This window comes from Algimonas ampicilliniresistens, from assembly GCF_030159955.1.
Taxonomy (GTDB): Bacteria; Pseudomonadota; Alphaproteobacteria; order Caulobacterales; family Maricaulaceae; genus Litorimonas; species Litorimonas ampicilliniresistens.
Genome location: NZ_BSNK01000001.1, coordinates 1,166,778 through 1,185,448, shown reverse-complemented (window position 1 = coordinate 1,185,448; position 18,671 = coordinate 1,166,778). Strand labels below are relative to the sequence as shown.

Genomic DNA, 18,671 nt, shown 5'->3' with positions numbered 1-18,671 from the left:
GAAACATTAGCCGCAAAATCCGGTTGGTAGCGATAGGGGGCTAATGAAGGGACAGCATCATGAACAGACATCTTTCCACCTCCGCTATCTGTGTCATTACCGCATCACTTACTGCATGCGGCGGTGACGATTCACCCTCAACCACAACGGCAACGCAGGCTTTGTTCGTCAACGCCGGGGCTGACATAAGCGCAAACGAGCGACAGCCTGTCTCCGTCACCGCGCAATCGTCAGGCGGCGGTACAGGTGCAACGATTGAATGGTCTCAACTCTCAGGTCCGATGGTCGATCTTAGGAATAGCAATTCCCTAAACCTCAATTTTGCAGCTCCCAGCGTGCGCCGCGATGAAACCGTCGCGTTGCAAGTTGAGGTACGCACCAGCGACAATCGAACGGCAACGGATCAGATCAATATCGTCATCAATAATGTCGGTGACGGTCCCGTAGGCCCCTCCCCACAAGGCATTCCGGACAATGGTCGCAATCGCCGCGGAAATGCACGCGGAAACCGGGAAGGCCGTCGGATGTTCGATAGCCGCGAGGTACGGACCTATGATGGCAGCAACAATAATGTCGCCAATACCGAATGGGGCGCGAGCTTTATTCACCTGCAACGTCTAGCCAACAGCGCCTATGGAGACGGCGTCAGCTCGCTCGCTGGAGCCGCACGAATCAACGCCCGCGACGTGTCCAATCAGGTGATTAGTCAGAATGATGGTGTCTCGATACCCAATACTTTCGACGGGACCGATTTCGTCTGGCAGTGGGGCCAGTTCCTCGACCACGATATCGACCTGACCGATGGCGCAGAAGAATCTGCGGATATCATCGTATCGGCAGGGGATGTTCACTTTGACCCCGACAGCACCGGCACAGCCGTCATCAGTTTCAACCGGGCACTTTTCGATCCAAATACAGGTTTTACGGCCGCCAATCCCAGAGAACAGGAGAATGAAATCACCTCATGGATCGATGGTTCAATGATCTATGGGTCGAGCGATGAGCGCATTACTGCGCTCCGTGTGGGGAGTGAGAGTCCCCTGCTCAAGACGAGCGAAGGCAATCTGCTTCCGTTCAATGAGACATCGCTGACCAATGCGAACGGCTTTATCACCGATCCTACGCGATTATTCTTGGCTGGCGATATTCGCGCAAATGAACAGCTTGCTCTCGCGACAATGCACACACTCTGGGTGCGCGAACACAACCGCATCGCCGAGGCTTTGGCCGATGATTTCCCCAACAATACTGCGGATGAAATCTTCGAGCTAACCCGGCGTCTGGTTGTCGCGAAAATTCAGATGATCACCTATAATGAATGGCTACCGGTCCTGATCGGGTCCGGGGCGATCCCGGCCTATGCAGGCTATGATGCAGCGATCAATCCAAGCATCTACAATGAGTTCAGTGGCGCGTCCTTCCGGCTGGGCCATTCCATGCTCAATGAACGGTTGTTGCGTCTTGATGCGTCTGGAAATGAGATCGCAGGCGGACATATTGATCTGTCCGCAGCCTTCTTCACCGCCCCGATGATTTTGACGAGCGAAAGCTCGATCGATCCGATCCTGCGCGGTCTCGCCACGCAGAGACATCAGGCACTCGACGAAATGATCGTGGATGATCTACGCAACTTCCTGTTTGGAGCCCCCGGTGACGGCGGGCTCGATCTGGCATCGCTGAATATTCAGCGCGGGCGCGATCACGGCCTGCCCGATTATAATAGTATGCGCGTTGCGATGGGCCTGCCCGCCGTACTGAGTTTTGGCGACATATCGTCAAATGCCGATACAGTCGCGTCACTGTCCGCAACCTATAGCTCTGTCGATGATATTGATCTTTGGGTGGGCGGACTGTCTGAAGACGCTGTCGGGGCGTCTCAACTCGGCCCACTCTTCCAAGCCATTATCGCCCGTCAGTTCACTGAATTGAGAGATGGTGACCGTTTCTGGTACGAGAATGACCTCACTCCAGCCGAAATGGACCGTGTTCGTGGCACAACACTCGCGCGCGTCATCCGTGCCAATACGGATGTCGGGAACGAGTTACAGGACAATGTCTTCATCGCCCCATAGCAGTGAAACAAACGGTCTCTCCTGACCAGTCCGCGCAATATTGTGCGGGCTGGTTTTTACTGCCCCAGCTGAGACGCGAGGCTCCGCATCAGTTCGATATTCTTGTTCATCGAATGGGTCCCGACCTCATCGGGAAACATGAATTCGCGGTCCGCGGCATTCTTGGCGATGACGATATTCGTCTTCGGATCGATGTAGATATATTGGCCGTAAACTCCGACCGCGAAATAGTCCTGATCCGCCGGCATGGGCACCCACCATTGATAGCCATAGCCTACGCCTCGGTCTGAGAGAGCGGGCGCACTGTGTGCGGTGGAGGCCTCGACCCACTCTCGCGAGATGAGCTGCTGTCCGTTCCACTCACCGCCTTGCAGGAACAGCTGTCCGAACTTGGCATAGTCGCGTGTGGTCAGGTTCAGTCCGCCAAGCGCGAAGGCCGTGTCTTTGCCATCGACTAGATAGAAGGGCTGCTGACGGAAACCGAGCGGCGCGTAAGTCTCTTCCCAGAGATCATGAAGGTTGCGCCCTGTCGCGTTGCGCAGCGCCCAGGCCGCGACATGCGTATCCATTGACACATATTGCCAGTCAGAGCCCGGCTCAAACTGACGCTCTTTCAGCGTCGTAGTATAATCATCCAGCGACCCGCCAAGCGCGACCGTGCGGCCCATTTTGTTGATGTCGGAGGATTGATCGAGATAATCTTCATCATAACGGATGCCTGAACTCATATTCAGAATATTGCGCAGGCTCGCCCCTTCATAGGCGGTGCCTTTAAGCGCTGGCACATAGCTCGTAACCTCATCATCAAGGCTGCCAATCGTACCGTCCGCGAGCGCGTTGCCATAAAGGCCCGACATGTAAGACTTCGCGACGGACCAGCTGATCCTGCGGTCATCAGGACCCGTATCGCGGTAATAGCTTTCGTGAATGATCTTGCCATTCCGGACGATCACCAATGCGGTTGTATCGAGTTCGTCCAGCACCTCAGCTAAAACTCGCTCAGTCCCGGCAATATTGACAGTCGTCGGAAGCGCGGCCTCCTCCACTGTCCAGTCATCTCGGATCGGCACAGTCAGATCATGGGTCAAAAACGCCCGATCCATATTGGAGAAATTGTCGACAATTTTATCGGCGTCGAACAGCGTGTTCACAGTCGCCAGACGCTTTATATCGTCTCCTTTGGCGAAAAACAGCGCCGCGCCGATAGCGATCAATGCCGCTGCAAGGATGAGAATAATTCGAACTATTCGGCTCATGATGATCCCTCAATTTGGGCGGCCGCTTTAACGGCTGCGATCCCGTCTTCACCTGATGCTAGGGGGGCTGCACCGTCAAGGCAGGCGCGGACGAAATAGTCAAAGGCCGCGCCGAGATTATCCTGCACCTCCGGCAAGCTGCCGAAATTCTCATTGAGCGAAAAGCCCGTGTCATGGCGCACCGTTTTCAGTCCGAAGTCGATCTCGACTGTGCCGCTTGGATAACGCAGCACCCAACGCCGCTCGCCGTCACTATCGCGCGAGGCGGACAGATAGGCCGTCATATCGGCATAGCCGAGTTCCGCTCTGACCACGTCCAACTCATCTGAGTAAACACGCCGGGCCGCTTCTGTGTTGATCCAGTCCGGCGTGCCGTAGAGTGATTGCAGTAAGTCGAGATCATGGACCATCAGATCCATGACAACGCTTGTGTCCAGGTTGCGCGTGGCGCGCGGCGTGTGGCGGATAATGTCGATCTGCGTCGGTCGCTCTGTCACGGACCCCAACCCAATCGCCTTCATCACGATCCGTTCTTGATGACCCACTTGCAGCACGCGCCCTTGTTGCTGGGCACGGTCTCTAATGGATGTCGCGTCCTCAACGGAACACGCCAACGGCTTTTCGACCAATAGATGACAACCGCCTTCAAGTCCTTCCAAAGCCGCCCCTGTATGATGGCTGGCCGGGACGGCAATGATGAGGGCATCAGACAGCTCTGCGAGAGCTTTAACGCTCGCGACAGAGGCGACATTATGTGTCTCCGAAAGCGCCTCTGCATTGGCGGCCGTGCGATCGAAAATACCAGTCAACACGGCCCGTGGGTGGTCCATCACCTTGTTGGCATGATAGCCCGCAAAGACCCCGGCCCCGACGACTCCGACATTTAAAACAGTGCTCATTCGGCTGTCTTAAGGGTGAGAATCGGGAGGACAAGCCACGTTTTTAATCGGCTTATGATTCGGTTTTTGAGCCGGATTCGCGACCCATCGACCCATTTTCATCGCCTCCGAATGACAAAAAAGCGCTTATACAGCCAAAAAACCCCGGTTTTGCTGGGTTTTTGGTGACAGCTTCCTAGAATTGCTTACGGTTTTGCCAATCGCCTCCGGCACGTCGCCGCTAGGCCCACATCGAAGGAGTACCCCCGATGAATAAGAAAGAACTCGTCGCTAAAGTGGCTGACCATTGCGACACAACACAAGCCGCAGCTGGTGACATGGTCAACGGTATGCTCGACATCATCACAGGCGAACTTAAGTCTGGCAATGAAGTGAACCTACCTGGCTTTGGCAAATTTATCGCCAAGCACCGCCCGTCGCGCGAAATGCGCAACCCACAGACAGGCCAAAAAATGATGAGCAAGGCGAAGACCTCCGCTCAGTTTAAGCCAAGCGTGGGTCTGAAAGACCTCTAAGCTGCAACCAGCTTCAACACGTTCAGCCGCTCCGGACTTCGGGGCGGCTTTTTTGATTGTGAGAGACCGATGACCAAGATGAAAGAAACGTCTGAGCCGAAGCCAGATACGGTCAAGCGTGTCGGTTTCGATGACTTTCTCGACGATATTTTTGGGATCAGCATAAAGGGGTTGAAGAGCATCTGGACATTGATTGTCGACCCGACTGATTATTTCGAAGCCGCACGTCACGGCGATTGGCAAGGTCGGTTCACCCCAGCCCTTCGGATTTGGCTCAGCATCATGACCATCATGATTGCGCTCCAATTCATATGGGCTGCAGACGCCAGCAGCTATATGGACAGTATCACGCAGATACCGCGCGCATTTGTCGACATTCAGATCAAGCAAGACGGCGCCAATATCGAGGCGCTCAATAATTATAACATGTTGGACGCCGCGAAGCGGATCAACACCCGCAACATGCTGATCTATCCGGTCATCTTCATTGCGGTTTTTTTGCTACTCTCAGCCATTTTCAGACCTTGGCGTAACGGCGAGAACTTTGTCGTGAGCCAGCGTTACATCTTCGGTGTTATTGTCCCAGCATCGGTTTTAGGTCTGACGACGACAGTTTTGAGCTACCTCGCTCCACCGTCATTCTACACGGCGTACACCAATATTCAGTTGGTCGTGATTGGCGTCGTCTACGCGATTACAGCCTATCGTGGTCCCATGCGAGATTTTGAAAAGGACCGCGTCGGCATGAGTATTGTGATGGCTTTGATCATGCTTGTTGGGATCTTCATCGCTCAGATCATCAGTATGCTTATTGCAAGCTTCCCGATCATCATGGAAATCGTCCAGCTGTAATGATTGTTCTCCTATTTCTGACGTCCATCCATTCGAAAAACTCTGGCTTAGCCCAAGAGCTTTTTTCATTCAGAGATTGAGCCAATGACAGATAAACGACCGGAGACCATGCAGCCCGACGCGAAAGCCGGATTTGAAGAATTGCTTGAAGATCTATTTGGTTTGAACATCCGTAGCTTTCAGTCCTTCAAGACTTTGTTCACATCCCCGGTCAGATATTTCAACGCCGCCAAAACATTAGACTGGGGCCGACAGTCATTCACGCCGTCTCCCCGTCTTTGGTTGGGCCTTATCGCAATAACCGCAGCGACTCGCTTCTTTTGGGGTGAAGCGGATGGAGCCTTCATGCAGGCTATGAGCGCACAGGCTGAGGCTGGGTTTAATGCAGGCGCTGGTGATAAAGCCTCTGAAATCGTTCAGATTGATTGGGACCAGTCTCTTCAAGAGATGTTCGATATCACGCTTATCATCGAACCTTTTTTCATGGTCGTGATCATGATGCTTCTAGCAACATTCATCCGTTTTTGGGGCGAACCTCTGACTTACGTTGTCCGCCTTCGGTACCTCTTTGCCATCATCATACCGGCAACATTGGTGAATTTGGTTCTGACAATTCTTGTCGTTATGGCCCCGAAAAACTGGATTGTTACTTTATCGATCTTACAGATCGGTGTGATGGTAGGCCTTTATACCATGACAGCCCTCCGAGGACCATTTGCCGGACAGCCCCTCGATAGTGCCGTTCCAAAATCAATTGTTCTGATGTTGATATTATTCGTCAGTGTCTTCGTCGCGAACCTGCTCGCAAGCTTAATCGCTATGACAATCGTCATCGCTCCTGATGCAATTGAGGCTGCCAGAGCGGCCAAAGACGCCGGTCTGTTGCAAGCCCCTTAACCCGCCAGTCGCGCGCCCTCACCTTTGCGGTAGCCACGTAGTTCTTCCGCAATCAAGAACGCGAGTTCTAGCGCTTGATCGGCGTTGAGGCGCGGGTCGCAATGGGTGTGATAACGAGACGACAGATCTTCTTCGCGCACAACGCGCGCCGAACCACCGATACATTCCGTGACGTTTTGGCCCGTCATTTCAAAATGCACACCGCCAGGCCAGCAGCCTTCGCTATGCAAAACCTGCATGAAGGTACGAACTTCGCTCATGATGTGGTCGACCGGACGCGTCTTATACCCGCTCTCTGTTTTAATCGTATTGCCGTGCATAGGATCGCAGGACCAAACGACATGTTTGCCAGCGGCTTTGATCGCGCGGGCCAAAGTCGGTAGCCCTTGCGCAACCTTGTCGTGGCCATAGCGCGCGATCAGAGTCAGCCGTCCGGGATCATTATCCGGGTTCAGCACGTCCGTCAGGCGTAGCAACTCATCCGGCTCTAAACCGTCGCCAATTTTCATCGCAATTGGGTTCTCAATGCCCCGGAAGAATTCGACATGGGCGTGGTCAAGCTGACGCGTCCGATTACCAATCCAGAGCATATGTGCCGACGTGTCATACCAACGACCGGTCGTACTATCGATCCGGGTCATCGCTTCTTCGTAACCGAGCAGCAGCCCCTCATGCGACGTGTAGTAATCTGTCGCGGCCATTTGCGGGGTCGATTGCGGGGTCACGCCACAAGCTTCCATGAAGTCGAGCGCGTCGCTGATAGTATTGCAGAGGTCTTCATAACGCTGACTGACCGCCGTGTCTGACACGAAACCAAGCGTCCATTTATGGATGTTGCGCAAGTCCGCATAACCCCCGGTCGAGAACGCGCGCAGCAGGTTGAGCGTCGCAGCCGACTGGCCATAAGCCTTAAGCAAGCGTTCCGGATCCGGTGCCCGCGTCACCGGGTCAAACTCCATCCCATTGATATTATCACCGCGATAGCTCGGCAGGGTGATGCCGTCGCGCACTTCAACGGGGGAGCTTCGCGGCTTGCCGAACTGTCCGGCAATGCGTCCAACCTTCACGACTGGCTGCCCGCCGCCATAGGTCAGAACAACCGCCATTTGCATCATCACGCGGAACATATCGCGCAGATTGTCTGGGTGGAATTCTTTGAAACTCTCGGCGCAATCGCCGCCTTGAAGTAGGAAGGCCTTGCCTAAGGCCACATCCGCCAAACGCGACTTCAAACGGCGCGCTTCACCAGCAAAAACCAGCGGAGGATAGCCTCGCAGCGTTGTTTCGACCGCGTCGAGCGCATCGACATCGGGATAGTCTGCCGGAATGTGCCGAGCGGGTTTCGTGCGCCAGCTGGACGGGGTCCATTTTTGCATGATGCGGTGTCCTGTCTACTTCCAACGCACCCATTTGCCGCGCTGGAGCGGGTCTCTAGCAAGATTTTGCGCGGATCGGAACCCACCTCGCGCGTGGAACGCAGATGGGTCGCAATGAGCTCTACTCGGGGTTCAACGGCAAAAATGGCCGAGCCTTACGCGCGGCCTGTCGTTCAGCTGTCGCGAATAAAACGGCATCGGGTTCGTAGGACAACACCTCATCCAGACCGATGTCAAAAAAGTGCGCGCCGTGGTGGATACGCACGATTTCGGAATAGCTACGGCGCAAATGACCCAGCATGGAGTCACCAAAACTATCACCGACGATCACTAATCGCCCTTTGGTCGCATCTTCAGTGCCAAGGATCATCAAGGTCGACATGCGCCCGCGAACGGCCGTGCCATCCTCGTTAAAATGCATCACCGTACGGACGTTGGGTCGCGACGGCGGATATTTAATCATGGTGTAAGGCGGTTCTTGGGTCGTCTCAAACCCTGCCATCGCATCAAGATCATAGACCCGACCGGCGCGCTGCTCCACGGCGGGCTCTGGAATATAGATCAAACGCCTTTGGTTCGGATCTAACTTTTCCAGAATTTCCAACGCCAATTCATAAGTTCCGGCCGCCGTCCAATGGGTGTCGCGAAGGAAAAAGACGAGATGCCCGCGCTCTTTGGCGGACATGACCAACGGCTCTGCATCGATCAGCCCGGTCTGATCGACATCCGGATGCGAATATACCGCCGAGCGGAAGCGCCGTGGAGCTTCCGTCCAATCATCCGGCAATTTCTCTGGATAGGCGCGCGCTTTATCGACAGCGATAAACGCTGCGAACGGAATGTTCCGATCCGCCAACGCCGCATTCACCTCTGTGAGAGACGAGACCCAGTTTTCGACTTGTCTTTGGTCCCAGAGACCATTGCCTTCAAACTCATCGCGATATTCGATCTGGCCAAGGAAGAGCCAGCCATCCTTGCCGTAAACAACATTCTTTGGATTCTCGCCGAGATTATCGCGGATCTTCCGCGCGACCCGGATCATGGTCATCCGAAACGCAAAATGATCTTCCAGATAATCATCGAGGGCCGTCGTATAGGCCCGCGCATCGCCTTCATAAGCTGGCAGCGAGGCCAACCTGCGCTTTTCGGTCACGCTAGTGTCGTCCAAACCGCGCACAAAATTGACGGCAAACCCGACCGAGGGGACGAGAAAGGCGACCAGCAGACAAGCGACGGCGATATTTCGGATCAGACGCGACATGTCAGAACCGAAAGTAAAGGAAAGGCTGGTGCGTCGTCGAGGCCACAGCTGCGAAACACACGATCGTAAGCAGCCCGATCATGGCCCAGCTCGTCGCCGTGCCAACGGCTGCGGGCGTTGGAAGACGCTCACCAACACGTTTCCAGCCGTCCCATGCAAGTAGCGCCCCAACGATCATCGCATAAGCCGCGGTTGGGGGCACCTCGATAGTCGTTCCGGCCTCGCCCCCGGGGATCAGCGCGCCCCAATAAGCAAGCGCATGGCCAAGACTGTCAGCGCGGAACAGGACCCAGCCAAGCGCGACGAACAGCACTGTGTAAGCAACACCAACAATGCGGGGCAATTTAGGGAAACCGCGTTGTGCGCCGACACGCTCCGCGATCAAGAACGCGCCGTGCCACAGCCCCCAGAATAGGAAGGTCCAAGCCGCACCATGCCACAGACCGCAGAGGACAAAAACGATCAGCAGATTTCGATAGGTGGCTGTCGCGCCGTCTCTAGATCCGCCGAGCGGGATATAAAGATAGTCCCGGAACCAACGCGACAAAGTCATATGCCAACGCCGCCAGAACTCGCGGAAACTGGCCGCACTATAGGGATGTTCAAAGTTTCGTGGCAATTCGAAACCGAATATCCGCCCCAAGCCAATCGCCATGTTAGAATAGCCCGCAAAATCGTAATAGATTTGCAGCGTGAATGCGGCCAGCCCAAGCCACGCGCCCGCTGGCCCCAACGTTGCAGCATCCGCACCAAAAGCGGCGTCTGCGACTTTTGCGACTGTATCCGCGATCAAGACCTTCTGGGCCAGCCCCAGCATAAACAGCCGCGTTCCGTCGCAGAACCGGTCCCACGTTTCTTGGCGGGCGATGATCTGCTCTCTGATCTCGTCCCAGCGCACAATCGGCCCCGCAATCAGCTGCGGGAACATGCTGATATAGAGGCCCGTACGAAGCGGGCTGGTAGCAGGTTTTGATCCCCGCGACACATCAATCAGCAAGCTCATTGCTTGGAAGGTGAAGAAAGAAATCCCGAGTGGCAGTCGCGCGGTTTCGATGCGCGGCAAACCGAGGGTCTCTGTGATAAGTCCCAGATATTTGAAAATGATCAGTAGTGCGAGATTGGCTGTCAGTCCGATGATCAACCAGCGCCGACGCTTCGGCTGTTCATACATATTGCGAGCGATCTGATGCGAGAACTCGTGGTTCATCATGATCGAGATCAGCAGCAGCGCTAGCCCAGCCCCCTCGCCCCACGCATAAAAGAACAAGCTCGCTACCAACAGCAACACGTTACGGGACTGACGGCCGCGCAGGATAAAGTAGAGCGCCACGACCGCAGGCAAATAGAAGAACAGAAATGTGACGGACGCGAAGTTCATGGGATTGATCGCGCCTTAGCAGGCGCGGCGCGGCGGGCAAGTGTTCGCGGTGTTGATATGATAAAGTTCTCTATCAAGATCACATCAAGATTGTTTCTATAAAGCCCAGCCATACGTCACACCTGAACACCCTCATCATTGTATCAATCTATCGATATCTGAGCGGTTGGACATCGAACATGTCAACGCAAAGAGCTGAGACCCGCAATATTCCTCAATATTCCTCAATATTCAGATTGAGTTCTTACCGTTCGAACTGACAGTTGAAGCCAATGTACGGAGCAGTGCGATGAAGTTCGGTGAGTATCTAAGAGAGCGAAGACGAACCCTCGGCTGGACCCAGCCGGAGGCCGCATCAAAAGTCAGCATTGAACAGTCTTATCTGTCAAAACTCGAAACGGGCAAAGCTTATCCATCTGATGACATGTTCCAGCGCCTCATCGCGGCCTATGATCTTGAGACGTCAGACGTGCTTCAAGCTTTATCGCCCGCAGAGGCGGATCGTTTAGACGGAATTGATACTGTACGGCAGGCGCGCCTCACTCAAAATGGCAAGACCATGACCGCCTCACGCCAATGGCTGCTAAGTGGGGTCAGCGCTCTTTTCGTCGGTGGTGCGCTCCTCGGCCTGACGCGGTTGGGGCCCGCTCAATCGGATGTTCAGTTTACCTATCAGTCAACGGGCATCATCTTACCCGGCGAGAGTATGGATGTTTTCGGAGACTTGGACGCCAAGCTGGACCTCGACGCGGTTGAGACCGCCAAGCGAGACGCACTCATCGCGCGAGTCGATGACCAGACACAATTGATCAAGACATTCAAAGGCCCGTCCTTCGTCGAAAACCTGGATGATGGGAAACGGGTCTGGCGGTTGGTCGGTGGCACGGAGGTCAAAACCAAGAACCGGTATGGATGGGCGAACGTGCCGGGATTTATGTTCATTCTGGGCGGCCTCGGTTGCTTCTTTGTCAGCTGGCGTTGGCCGCAATCCTCAAAAAGATAGGTCAATCATGTCGAAACCTCCCTTCAGCGCAATCATTCGAACGACGCTCATATTCGTTCTTGCGATCGGAACAGTCGCCTGTGCAGAATCTCCAGACACATTGCAGGTCGAACCTCCGCTCAAAGATCAGAGCCCGGCGCTTCAAAGCGTTGCTCTCGACAAAGAGATAATGCGGCTCATGGCGGAAGAAGACGTCAAAGGCCTAGCCGTCGCTGTGATTGACGGGTCTGACATCACGCACCTTAGCGCTTACGGCTTCAGAAATGTCGAGCGCGCACTGCTCCTTGAGACCGACACGATCGTGTATGGTGCGTCTCTGACCAAGGCGGCTTTCGCTTACATGGTCCTACAGCTCGTTGATGAAGGCATTGTTGATCTCGATCGGCCCCTTTCCGATGATCTCGACCAACCCTTACCCACCTATGATGACTGGCAGTCGCTGCAGGGGGATGATGACTGGCAGCACTTAACGCCGAGACACATCCTCACCCATTCCACGGGTCTGGCCAATCTCAGATTCCTTGAGCCCGACATGGATCTCAAATTCCATTTCAAGCCGGGCGAGCGTTATGCTTACTCCGGCGAAGGGTTTTACCTCTTGCAATTCATGCTCGAAAAAGGCCTCGGGCTTGATGTGAAAGCACAGATGCAAGCGCGCATATTTGACCGCTTCGCTATGCCTAATACGGACATGCAGTGGCGTGCAGACTTTGCCGACAACCTTGCAGACGGTTACGCAATGGACGGATCATTCGAACCACATGACGAACGCAGCCATGTCAGCGCTTCGGGGTCGATGGACACGACGATCGCGGATCAAGCACGGATGTGGCGGGGTATGCTGGCCGGTGAAGGGCTCTCCGAGTCGATGCGGGCAGAATGGGTGCGCGGGCAAGTGCCCATTCGGTCAAAACAAAAGTTCCCGACAATCGAACACAATGCCACGGATGAGCCGCGCAGCGAGATGATCAATCTGTCCGCCGGGCTTGGCCTAGAGACGTGGGATGGACCTAACGGTCTCAACTTCGCCAAAGGCGGACATAATGATTGGACCGGCAACATGGTCATTTGTCAGGAGGCTGAGCAGCGCTGCCTTGTGATGCTGGCCAATAGTGTTCGCGCCGAAATCATCTTTCCGGACATTGTAAATTTGGTCTTGGGTGAAACGAATTACCCGTGGTGGTGGACCTATCCGGCGCTGCACGGAGAGTAGCAAAGAACATGTGAGGCAACCTTTTGTCGCTCTGCCCCGTATTTACGGCATGACCGAAACCATCCCTCTCTCCACTTGGCTCATTTGTTATGTTGCTACCCTGTTCGTTTTCTTCGCGATCGATATGGTCTGGCTCGGGGTGGTCGCGAAGCCGTTTTACGCCGGACAGCTCGGCAGCTTGATGGCGGAAAATATCCGTTGGGGTGTCGCCGTTGGGTTTTACGCGCTCTACATTGTTGGCATCCTGATCTTTGCCAGCCACCACGGCCTATCGGGCGGCAGCCTTGGCAAGGCCGCGCTGTATGGGGCTCTTTTCGGTTTCTTCTGTTATGCGACCTACGACCTAACCAATCTCGCAACTTTGGAAGGTTGGCCGATCAAAATGGTTCTTGTCGACATCGTCTGGGGCACGGTCCTAACGGCGAGTTGTGCCGTCGGCGGTGTCTGGATCACCCGACTCATCACAAGCGGCGGTTAAGTCTCGCGCACGGCATTTTTGCAAGGCAGTCTATCGGCCCGGCGACCTATACCTGCATTGTCATACAGCGCGAAGAGGCTATTGTCCCGTGAGACCATGACCATGGAAGGCCGGGATCATGAACAGACGTTATTCAAGTCGCTCCCCCATCGAAACAGGAATCCGACTTCGCTGTGGAAATTGCGGACAAGGTAAGCTGTTCAGGGCTTATTTGAAGTTCAAAGATGAGTGCGACATTTGCGGTCAGAGCTTTTCCGTCGCCGATACAGCGGATGGCCCCGCTTTCTTCGTCGGCTTTCTCGCCCTCATCGTTTTCACACCAGCCTTCGTGATCGCCGGGATTTTACCCGAAACTACGACCGGCTTTGTGATTTCAATGACGATTATGTCGATCATCTGCCTCGGCGTGATCCTGCTGCTGCTTCCGCCGTTCAAGGGCGTGTTGTTCAACCTACAAATCCATCACCGGGCCGAGGAGGGAAAATTCTCATCCTTCGGCGAACATGGCGTCGTGCCAGAAAACTGTAAGCGCAATACGCCGCCCAGACCGGATCAACTTCCGAAGAGCTGATCCTGACTGAGCCTAACTGAGCTGCCCTTACTCGACGGGCTGGCCAAATATATCCAGCTCGACCACCTCGCCTTTGCCCGTCTCCGCCGCAAATGCTTGCACAGGTTCAAGCTGGGTCGCGCGGTCGCCAACGATGACATAGACGAAATTGCTCTCATCCATATATTCGGTCGCAATGCGCTTAAAGTCGGCGTCAGTCATCGCAACCAACTCGGCTTGTTCCTCTTCGACATAGCGGTCTGATAGGCCGTATTGGCTGATCTCGTTCAGCGTGCCCAGTTTCGCGCCTAGACTTTCAAACGCGCGCGCGGAAGCTTTGATGATCTTCTGCTGGGTCGCTTCAACGGCCACTTCATCAAACGTCTCGCCATAAGCCAGAACCATATCACGGATGGTCTCTAGCGAGGCCTGGGTCGCATTGGCGCGAACACTTGTACTCATAGTGAAGGGACGCTCAACGGTCCCGCGTGGAATGAAGGATCCGGCCCCATAGGTGTAGCCTTTCTCGATCCGCAGCATCTGCGCCAGATCACCAGCGATGCCGCCGCCAAGCTTCTCATTGGTGAACTGGATCTTGTTAAAATCCGGATGGCTAGAGGCCGGGGTCAAAGCCCCAATGCGCAAGACCGATTGTTTCGATCCGGGCACATCAATGAAGAACACACGTCCTGCATTATCCTGCGTTGGGATGTCGTAAGCGGGTCGATCCGCGCCTGTTGGAGCAACGGCTTCAGCCAGAGTGCTCAGTCCAGCCGCAGCCCTATCTGGGTCAATGTCGCCCGCTACATGGAGGCGCGGCGTTGCCGTGAGCAAATCTGAATGCGCAGACTTGAGGTCATCCAGCTCGAGAGCTGAAACGCTATCTTCGCTGCCACCGCTCGGGCGTCCGAGTGGATGGGTATTCCCATAAATCAAGCTATTGAAGGCCATAGCGGCAATCGCTTGCGGATTAGCTTCACGACCTTTGATGCCGGTCAGCCGGGCCGACTTCACCCGGTCGAAATCCTCAGTCTGCCAGCGGGGCTCGGTCAAGATTTCCTGCACCAGCGCCACAGTCTCTTCGAAGTTCCGAGCCAGCGTGGTCGCACGGATGGTCAAATCTTCTGATCCCGCTGATACATTGATACTGGCGCCGAGAATGCCAATCGCCTGCTCTAATTCGCCTGGTGTCTTGGTTGCCGTGCCTTCTTCCATCAGATCGGCGAGCAGTGCAAAACGGCCATTCTGCGCGGGGTCTTCGGCCCAACGTCCACCCGGGAGCGTAATATCAAACTGAACGAGCGGAATTTCGTTGGTTTCAATCCCGCGCACAACGGCATCATTAGCCAATGTTCGCGTCCAAATCGCTGGCATTTTCAGCAAAGGTAATTCGCCAAACTCAGGCTCTGAGCGATCATGGACGGTCACAGTCTTTTCGAAATCGGCCAAGTCTCCAGCACTGACCTCTTCGGACGCCACGTCGGCTTTTACTTCCTCGATCCAGACGGTCGCACGCTCTGCGCCCGCAACTACCAGCTCCGCCTGCCCTTTGGGAACAAAGCTGGTTAGGATATAGGGCTTGTCTTTGATGTGGCGCTCATAAGCCGCCATCACTTGATCCGCCGTCACCGCGCGGATCGCCGCTGCGGATTTGACCTGATAGGCTGGATCGCCTTGCAGCTCATTAAATCGCGCCATGGAATTGGCTTTGCCCAGTGCCGTGGACAGGCTGGCATAGAGCGCCGTTTCCTGGCCGGCTTTGACGCGTTTGAGCGCCAGTTCATCGATACCCTCGGCTTCAAAACGGGCCATCGCCGTTTCAACCGCCGCTTTGACATCATCCAGATCAACACCGGCATTCGCCCGGACCCGAACGGTGAACGTCCCCGCCAGCTCGCTCGAACTATTGTATGACGACACATTGGGCGCGAGTTTGGCGCCATCGACAATCTCGACATAGAGCGGCGACGTCCGGCTTCCACCAAGCATTTCGCCCAACACTGCCAGCGCATATTGCTCGGAATTCGACCCGTCCACGGTCGGGAAAGTCATGCGTAATTCAGGGAGCTTGGCGAAGTTATCTTCGTACCAAAGGTTTTTCGTCTCGGTCAGGGTGACGGGCTGTGGCACAGGATCTGGAATATCGCGCCCACGCGGAATTTCCCCAAACCAGAGCTTCACCTTTTCCTTGGTCTCTTCAATATCGATATCGCCAACAATGGCGAGCGTCGCATTGTTCGGCGCGTACCAAAGGTCATAGAATTCGCGCACATCGTCGAGCGTCGCGGCTTGTAGATCCGGCAAGGCCCCAATCGTGGTCCAGTTATAGGGGTGGTCTTCTGGATAGAGCGCGGCGCGGATCACCTCATTTGTGTAGCCATAGGCTGCATTATCGTAACGTTGGCGCTTTTCGTTTTTTACCACCTGCTTTTCACGTTCCAGCGCTTCGGGCGTCACCGTGTTGATCATATAGCCAAGCCGGTCACTATCGATCCAAAGGATCTTATCGAAGGCATCCTTCGGCACAGTCTCGTAATAGATCGTCCCGTCCGACCACGTGCCGCCATTGCGCGATCCACCCCATTTCGGGATCTGCCCCCGGTTCCAGCCACGCGGCACATTCTCACTATCGTTAAACGCCATATGTTCGAAGAAATGCGCAAAACCCGTCCGGCCTGGTTTCTCTCGCGATGAGCCCGCATGGATCACGGTGGACACCGCCACAATCGGATCAGACGCATCGCGCTGCAAGAAAACCTGCAACCCATTATCGAGCGTGAACGCCTCATAATCGAGCGTGAAGCTGGACGCTTTGTCACCGTCCGTCGTCTCGGTCGTGACACGAACTTTGTTCGCATCCGTGTCTACGGCTTGAGGCCCACAAGCCATCAAAAGCGCCGCAGCGGTGGTTGTTAAAAGCAGAGAACGAATAGACATTGGTGGCACCTCAAGAAACTATTTCCAGATGCCCTAGACGACATGATTCCCTTTGCAAAGTTTGTGTAAGAGAAGGCTGACTTCATCCACCCAATGGCACCTATTCTGAGGCACCAAACAAGGCACCCTTTGCATCGGAAATATGTGCCCTCAAAACCCGTACAGCTGCGGCCGCGTCTCGTCGATCGCTATGATGAAGTATCTCTTCATGCTGTTCGATCCAGAGTGCTGTCTGTGCTTGCAAGTTATCGTAGCTCGCGACTTGTACGCGACAGACTTGCCTAAGTTCAAAAATTAGAGCTTGCGTTCTGTGAAGACCTGATGGGGAATAGAGTGTCATATGAAAATCTCTATCACCCTCACTCCAACCTTCTTTTCCTGCCTCTAAACAAGTCCGTTTGTGAACATGACGTGCATGCGTCAGTTCCACATCGGAGACATAGCGAATGGCGTGGGAAAGGGCGTGACATTCGAGAATTTCCCGTAAATCGAATATTTCTGCATGCTCTTCGACATTCAAGTGAACAACTCGAGCACTTTGATTGGGGCTCGCAATAACAAGCTTTTCATTTGCCAAAGTAGAGATCGCGTCACGAATTGGAATCCGACTAATACCAAACCGCTCAGCTAGCGCTGTTTGTCGAAGCTTCTGCCCGGCCTTAATTCGGCCCGTCAAAATTTCTTCTCTTAGAGTTTCGACAATTTGGTGACTGGACATCTCTGAGTAGACCTATACGACACTATTGTATACATGTATACAAATATCAGTTCGACTTAACTTACACGCGCCATAACGAAATACAAACGTGAGGAGGACCGTTATCGGCTTACGCGCAGAATATTTTAGAAATTGAGACCTGATGGTCGATCATGACTCCTCTTTACCCAACACATGGTCATTTCGCTGCGTAAAAACTAAAACCGTCCCCTTCTAGGCCGGGCCAGTCTCTTCAAATTTCAAGCATTGAAAGGACACCAACGTGGACCTTATAAACAAAGAAACACGCGATCTTATTGATCGATCTGTCTTGTGTTGGCTGGCAACATCCGATGAATCAGGCAGGCCGAACGTCTCACCAAAGGAGATATTTCGCTATGAAGGCAGCAACCGATTATTGATCGCAGATATAGCCTCGCCTCGCTCAGTCTCCAACATAATCACCCAACCCCACGTCTGTGTTAGCCTGGTTAGTATTTTCGAAGAGAAAGGCGTCAAACTGATCGGGACGGCGACCATAATGTCTTCGGACCATCCAGATTTCAATGCGACTGCCCACACATTGATCGAAATGGCAGGACCTGAATTCCCGATAAAAAATGCAATACTCATATCTGTTGAAAAAACGCACCCAATCATCGCGCCCAGTTTCTATCTTAAACCAACTCAATCCATCGCAGACAAAAAAGCGGCGGCCTACCGCTCCTACGGGGTGAGGCCGATTTCGCCGTCTTCCCCGACTAAAACGATCACTCCCATCGAAATCACAAGTCGCAAGGAATAGGTGCTATGCTGACAAAGAAGAACCTCGGAAAAATGTTCTCTCAATTTGAGGAAACTTGGACCCCAAAAATTTGTGGGCAGGTGAATGACACTCTGATCAAAGTTGCTAAATTTGAAGATGAGTTCATCTGGCATAGTCATGCCGAGGAAGATGAAATGTTCTTCGTTGTATCGGGTCGATTACGCATGGAATTGAGAGACCAGCCGAGTATCATTCTTAATGCTGGCGAATTTCTAGTTGTGCCAAAAGGGGTCGAACACAAACCCGTTGCAGAAACCCCCACGGAAGTCATGCTTGTGGAGCCTTCCAAAACGCTCAATACTGGCGCAGAAACGAACGAACGAACCGTGGCTGGGTTAGACATAATTTGAGGAAAGTCGTTAGGCAGCGGATCGCGTGACGACTCTGGCTGGCTGCAATTAGAAAGTCTCAAACGGTCCCGTCGGCTTTTGCAATAGTTTTGCAAAGTTTCGTCACCGGAA

General features: G+C 54.1%; 17 protein-coding genes. 10 read left to right on the top strand and 7 right to left on the bottom strand.

What is annotated here, in order from left to right:
• Positions 1-59 precede the first annotated feature (59 nt).
• Complete coding sequence (locus QQL54_RS05510) at positions 60-2,072, top strand: peroxidase family protein (protein ID WP_284388442.1); 2,013 nt, start codon at positions 60-62, stop codon at positions 2,070-2,072.
• Between the two features lie 56 nt (positions 2,073-2,128).
• Here QQL54_RS05510 and QQL54_RS05505 read toward each other — a convergent pair whose 3' ends face one another.
• Positions 2,129-3,328, bottom strand: coding sequence for a serine hydrolase domain-containing protein (locus QQL54_RS05505; RefSeq protein WP_284388441.1), 1,200 nt, complete (start codon positions 3,326-3,328; stop codon positions 2,129-2,131).
• Positions 3,325-4,227 (bottom strand): Gfo/Idh/MocA family protein, encoded by a 903-nt coding sequence (locus QQL54_RS05500; RefSeq protein ID WP_284388439.1) that lies wholly within the window; start codon positions 4,225-4,227, stop codon positions 3,325-3,327. Before QQL54_RS05500 ends, QQL54_RS05505 begins: the two co-directional genes overlap by 4 nt.
• Positions 4,228-4,475: 248 nt before the next feature.
• Here QQL54_RS05500 and QQL54_RS05495 point away from each other — a divergent pair, with 248 nt between their 5' ends.
• The 3 genes from QQL54_RS05495 (at position 4,476) to QQL54_RS05485 (ending at position 6,491) form a co-directional block, all read left to right on the top strand.
• Positions 4,476-4,742, top strand: coding sequence for an HU family DNA-binding protein (locus tag QQL54_RS05495; RefSeq protein WP_284388437.1), 267 nt, complete (start codon positions 4,476-4,478; stop codon positions 4,740-4,742).
• Between the two features lie 69 nt (positions 4,743-4,811).
• The gene (locus QQL54_RS05490) at positions 4,812-5,594 is read left to right on the top strand and encodes a hypothetical protein (protein WP_284388435.1); all 783 of its coding nucleotides are present in this window, start codon (positions 4,812-4,814) and stop codon (positions 5,592-5,594) included.
• A gap of 84 nt (positions 5,595-5,678) precedes the next feature.
• Entirely contained in the window at positions 5,679-6,491 is an 813-nt protein-coding gene (locus QQL54_RS05485) for a hypothetical protein (RefSeq protein WP_284388432.1), read from the top strand.
• Here the strand turns inward: QQL54_RS05485 and QQL54_RS05480 are convergent.
• The 3 genes from QQL54_RS05480 to QQL54_RS05470 all read right to left on the bottom strand — a co-directional run bounded on the left by QQL54_RS05480 (position 6,488) and on the right by QQL54_RS05470 (position 10,506).
• On the bottom strand, positions 6,488-7,870 hold the full coding sequence (locus QQL54_RS05480; RefSeq protein WP_348520707.1) for a class II 3-deoxy-7-phosphoheptulonate synthase: 1,383 nt from the start codon (positions 7,868-7,870) through the stop codon (positions 6,488-6,490). The genes QQL54_RS05485 and QQL54_RS05480 overlap by 4 nt on opposite strands.
• A 118-nt stretch (positions 7,871-7,988) precedes the next feature.
• Entirely contained in the window at positions 7,989-9,128 is a 1,140-nt protein-coding gene (locus QQL54_RS05475; protein WP_284388428.1) for an alginate O-acetyltransferase AlgX-related protein, read from the bottom strand.
• A gap of 1 nt (position 9,129) precedes the next feature.
• Positions 9,130-10,506: an MBOAT family O-acyltransferase gene (locus QQL54_RS05470; RefSeq protein WP_284388425.1), complete on the bottom strand. Its 1,377-nt coding sequence runs from the start codon at positions 10,504-10,506 to the stop codon at positions 9,130-9,132.
• A gap of 289 nt (positions 10,507-10,795) precedes the next feature.
• Here QQL54_RS05470 and QQL54_RS05465 point away from each other — a divergent pair, with 289 nt between their 5' ends.
• The 4 genes from QQL54_RS05465 to QQL54_RS05450 all read left to right on the top strand — a co-directional run bounded on the left by QQL54_RS05465 (position 10,796) and on the right by QQL54_RS05450 (position 13,771).
• Entirely contained in the window at positions 10,796-11,509 is a 714-nt protein-coding gene (locus QQL54_RS05465; protein ID WP_284388423.1) for a helix-turn-helix domain-containing protein, read from the top strand.
• A 7-nt stretch (positions 11,510-11,516) separates the two neighbouring features.
• Positions 11,517-12,722 (top strand): serine hydrolase domain-containing protein, encoded by a 1,206-nt coding sequence (locus QQL54_RS05460; protein WP_284388421.1) that lies wholly within the window; start codon positions 11,517-11,519, stop codon positions 12,720-12,722.
• A gap of 10 nt (positions 12,723-12,732) precedes the next feature.
• Positions 12,733-13,200, top strand: a complete 468-nt coding sequence (locus tag QQL54_RS05455; protein ID WP_284388419.1) for a DUF2177 family protein — start codon at positions 12,733-12,735, stop codon at positions 13,198-13,200.
• A gap of 118 nt (positions 13,201-13,318) precedes the next feature.
• Positions 13,319-13,771: a DUF983 domain-containing protein gene (locus tag QQL54_RS05450; protein ID WP_284388417.1), complete on the top strand. Its 453-nt coding sequence runs from the start codon at positions 13,319-13,321 to the stop codon at positions 13,769-13,771.
• A gap of 27 nt (positions 13,772-13,798) precedes the next feature.
• On the opposite strand, the gene QQL54_RS05445 is transcribed toward QQL54_RS05450, so the two are convergent.
• Complete coding sequence (locus tag QQL54_RS05445; protein WP_284388412.1) at positions 13,799-16,687, bottom strand: M16 family metallopeptidase; 2,889 nt, start codon at positions 16,685-16,687, stop codon at positions 13,799-13,801.
• 100 nt (positions 16,688-16,787) lie between these two features.
• Positions 16,788-17,405: a GntR family transcriptional regulator gene (locus QQL54_RS05440; RefSeq protein ID WP_284388408.1), complete on the bottom strand. Its 618-nt coding sequence runs from the start codon at positions 17,403-17,405 to the stop codon at positions 16,788-16,790.
• A 262-nt stretch (positions 17,406-17,667) separates the two neighbouring features.
• On the opposite strand from QQL54_RS05440, the gene QQL54_RS05435 reads away from it, so the two are divergent.
• Positions 17,668-18,189, top strand: a complete 522-nt coding sequence (locus QQL54_RS05435; protein ID WP_284388406.1) for a pyridoxamine 5'-phosphate oxidase family protein — start codon at positions 17,668-17,670, stop codon at positions 18,187-18,189.
• Positions 18,190-18,197: 8 nt separating this feature from the next.
• Positions 18,198-18,560 carry a cupin domain-containing protein gene (locus QQL54_RS05430; protein ID WP_348520706.1) on the top strand — a complete coding sequence of 121 codons (363 nt, stop codon included), beginning with the start codon at positions 18,198-18,200 and terminating at the stop codon, positions 18,558-18,560.
• Positions 18,561-18,671: the final 111 nt, after the last annotated feature.

Bases quoted from the DNA above. Each gene is read 5' to 3' on its own strand.
- QQL54_RS05510 (WP_284388442.1), top strand. From the start codon at position 60: ATGAACAGACATCTTTCCACCTCCGCTATCTGTGTCATTACCGCATCA.
- QQL54_RS05505 (WP_284388441.1), bottom strand. From the start codon at position 3,328: ATGAGCCGAATAGTTCGAATTATTCTCATCCTTGCAGCGGCATTGATC.
- QQL54_RS05500 (WP_284388439.1), bottom strand. From the start codon at position 4,227: ATGAGCACTGTTTTAAATGTCGGAGTCGTCGGGGCCGGGGTCTTTGCG.
- QQL54_RS05495 (WP_284388437.1), top strand. From the start codon at position 4,476: ATGAATAAGAAAGAACTCGTCGCTAAAGTGGCTGACCATTGCGACACA.
- QQL54_RS05490 (WP_284388435.1), top strand. From the start codon at position 4,812: ATGACCAAGATGAAAGAAACGTCTGAGCCGAAGCCAGATACGGTCAAG.
- QQL54_RS05485 (WP_284388432.1), top strand. From the start codon at position 5,679: ATGACAGATAAACGACCGGAGACCATGCAGCCCGACGCGAAAGCCGGA.
- QQL54_RS05475 (WP_284388428.1), bottom strand. From the start codon at position 9,128: ATGTCGCGTCTGATCCGAAATATCGCCGTCGCTTGTCTGCTGGTCGCC.
- QQL54_RS05470 (WP_284388425.1), bottom strand. From the start codon at position 10,506: ATGAACTTCGCGTCCGTCACATTTCTGTTCTTCTATTTGCCTGCGGTC.
- QQL54_RS05465 (WP_284388423.1), top strand. From the start codon at position 10,796: ATGAAGTTCGGTGAGTATCTAAGAGAGCGAAGACGAACCCTCGGCTGG.
- QQL54_RS05460 (WP_284388421.1), top strand. From the start codon at position 11,517: ATGTCGAAACCTCCCTTCAGCGCAATCATTCGAACGACGCTCATATTC.
- QQL54_RS05450 (WP_284388417.1), top strand. From the start codon at position 13,319: ATGAACAGACGTTATTCAAGTCGCTCCCCCATCGAAACAGGAATCCGA.
- QQL54_RS05445 (WP_284388412.1), bottom strand. From the start codon at position 16,687: ATGTCTATTCGTTCTCTGCTTTTAACAACCACCGCTGCGGCGCTTTTG.
- QQL54_RS05440 (WP_284388408.1), bottom strand. From the start codon at position 17,405: ATGTCCAGTCACCAAATTGTCGAAACTCTAAGAGAAGAAATTTTGACG.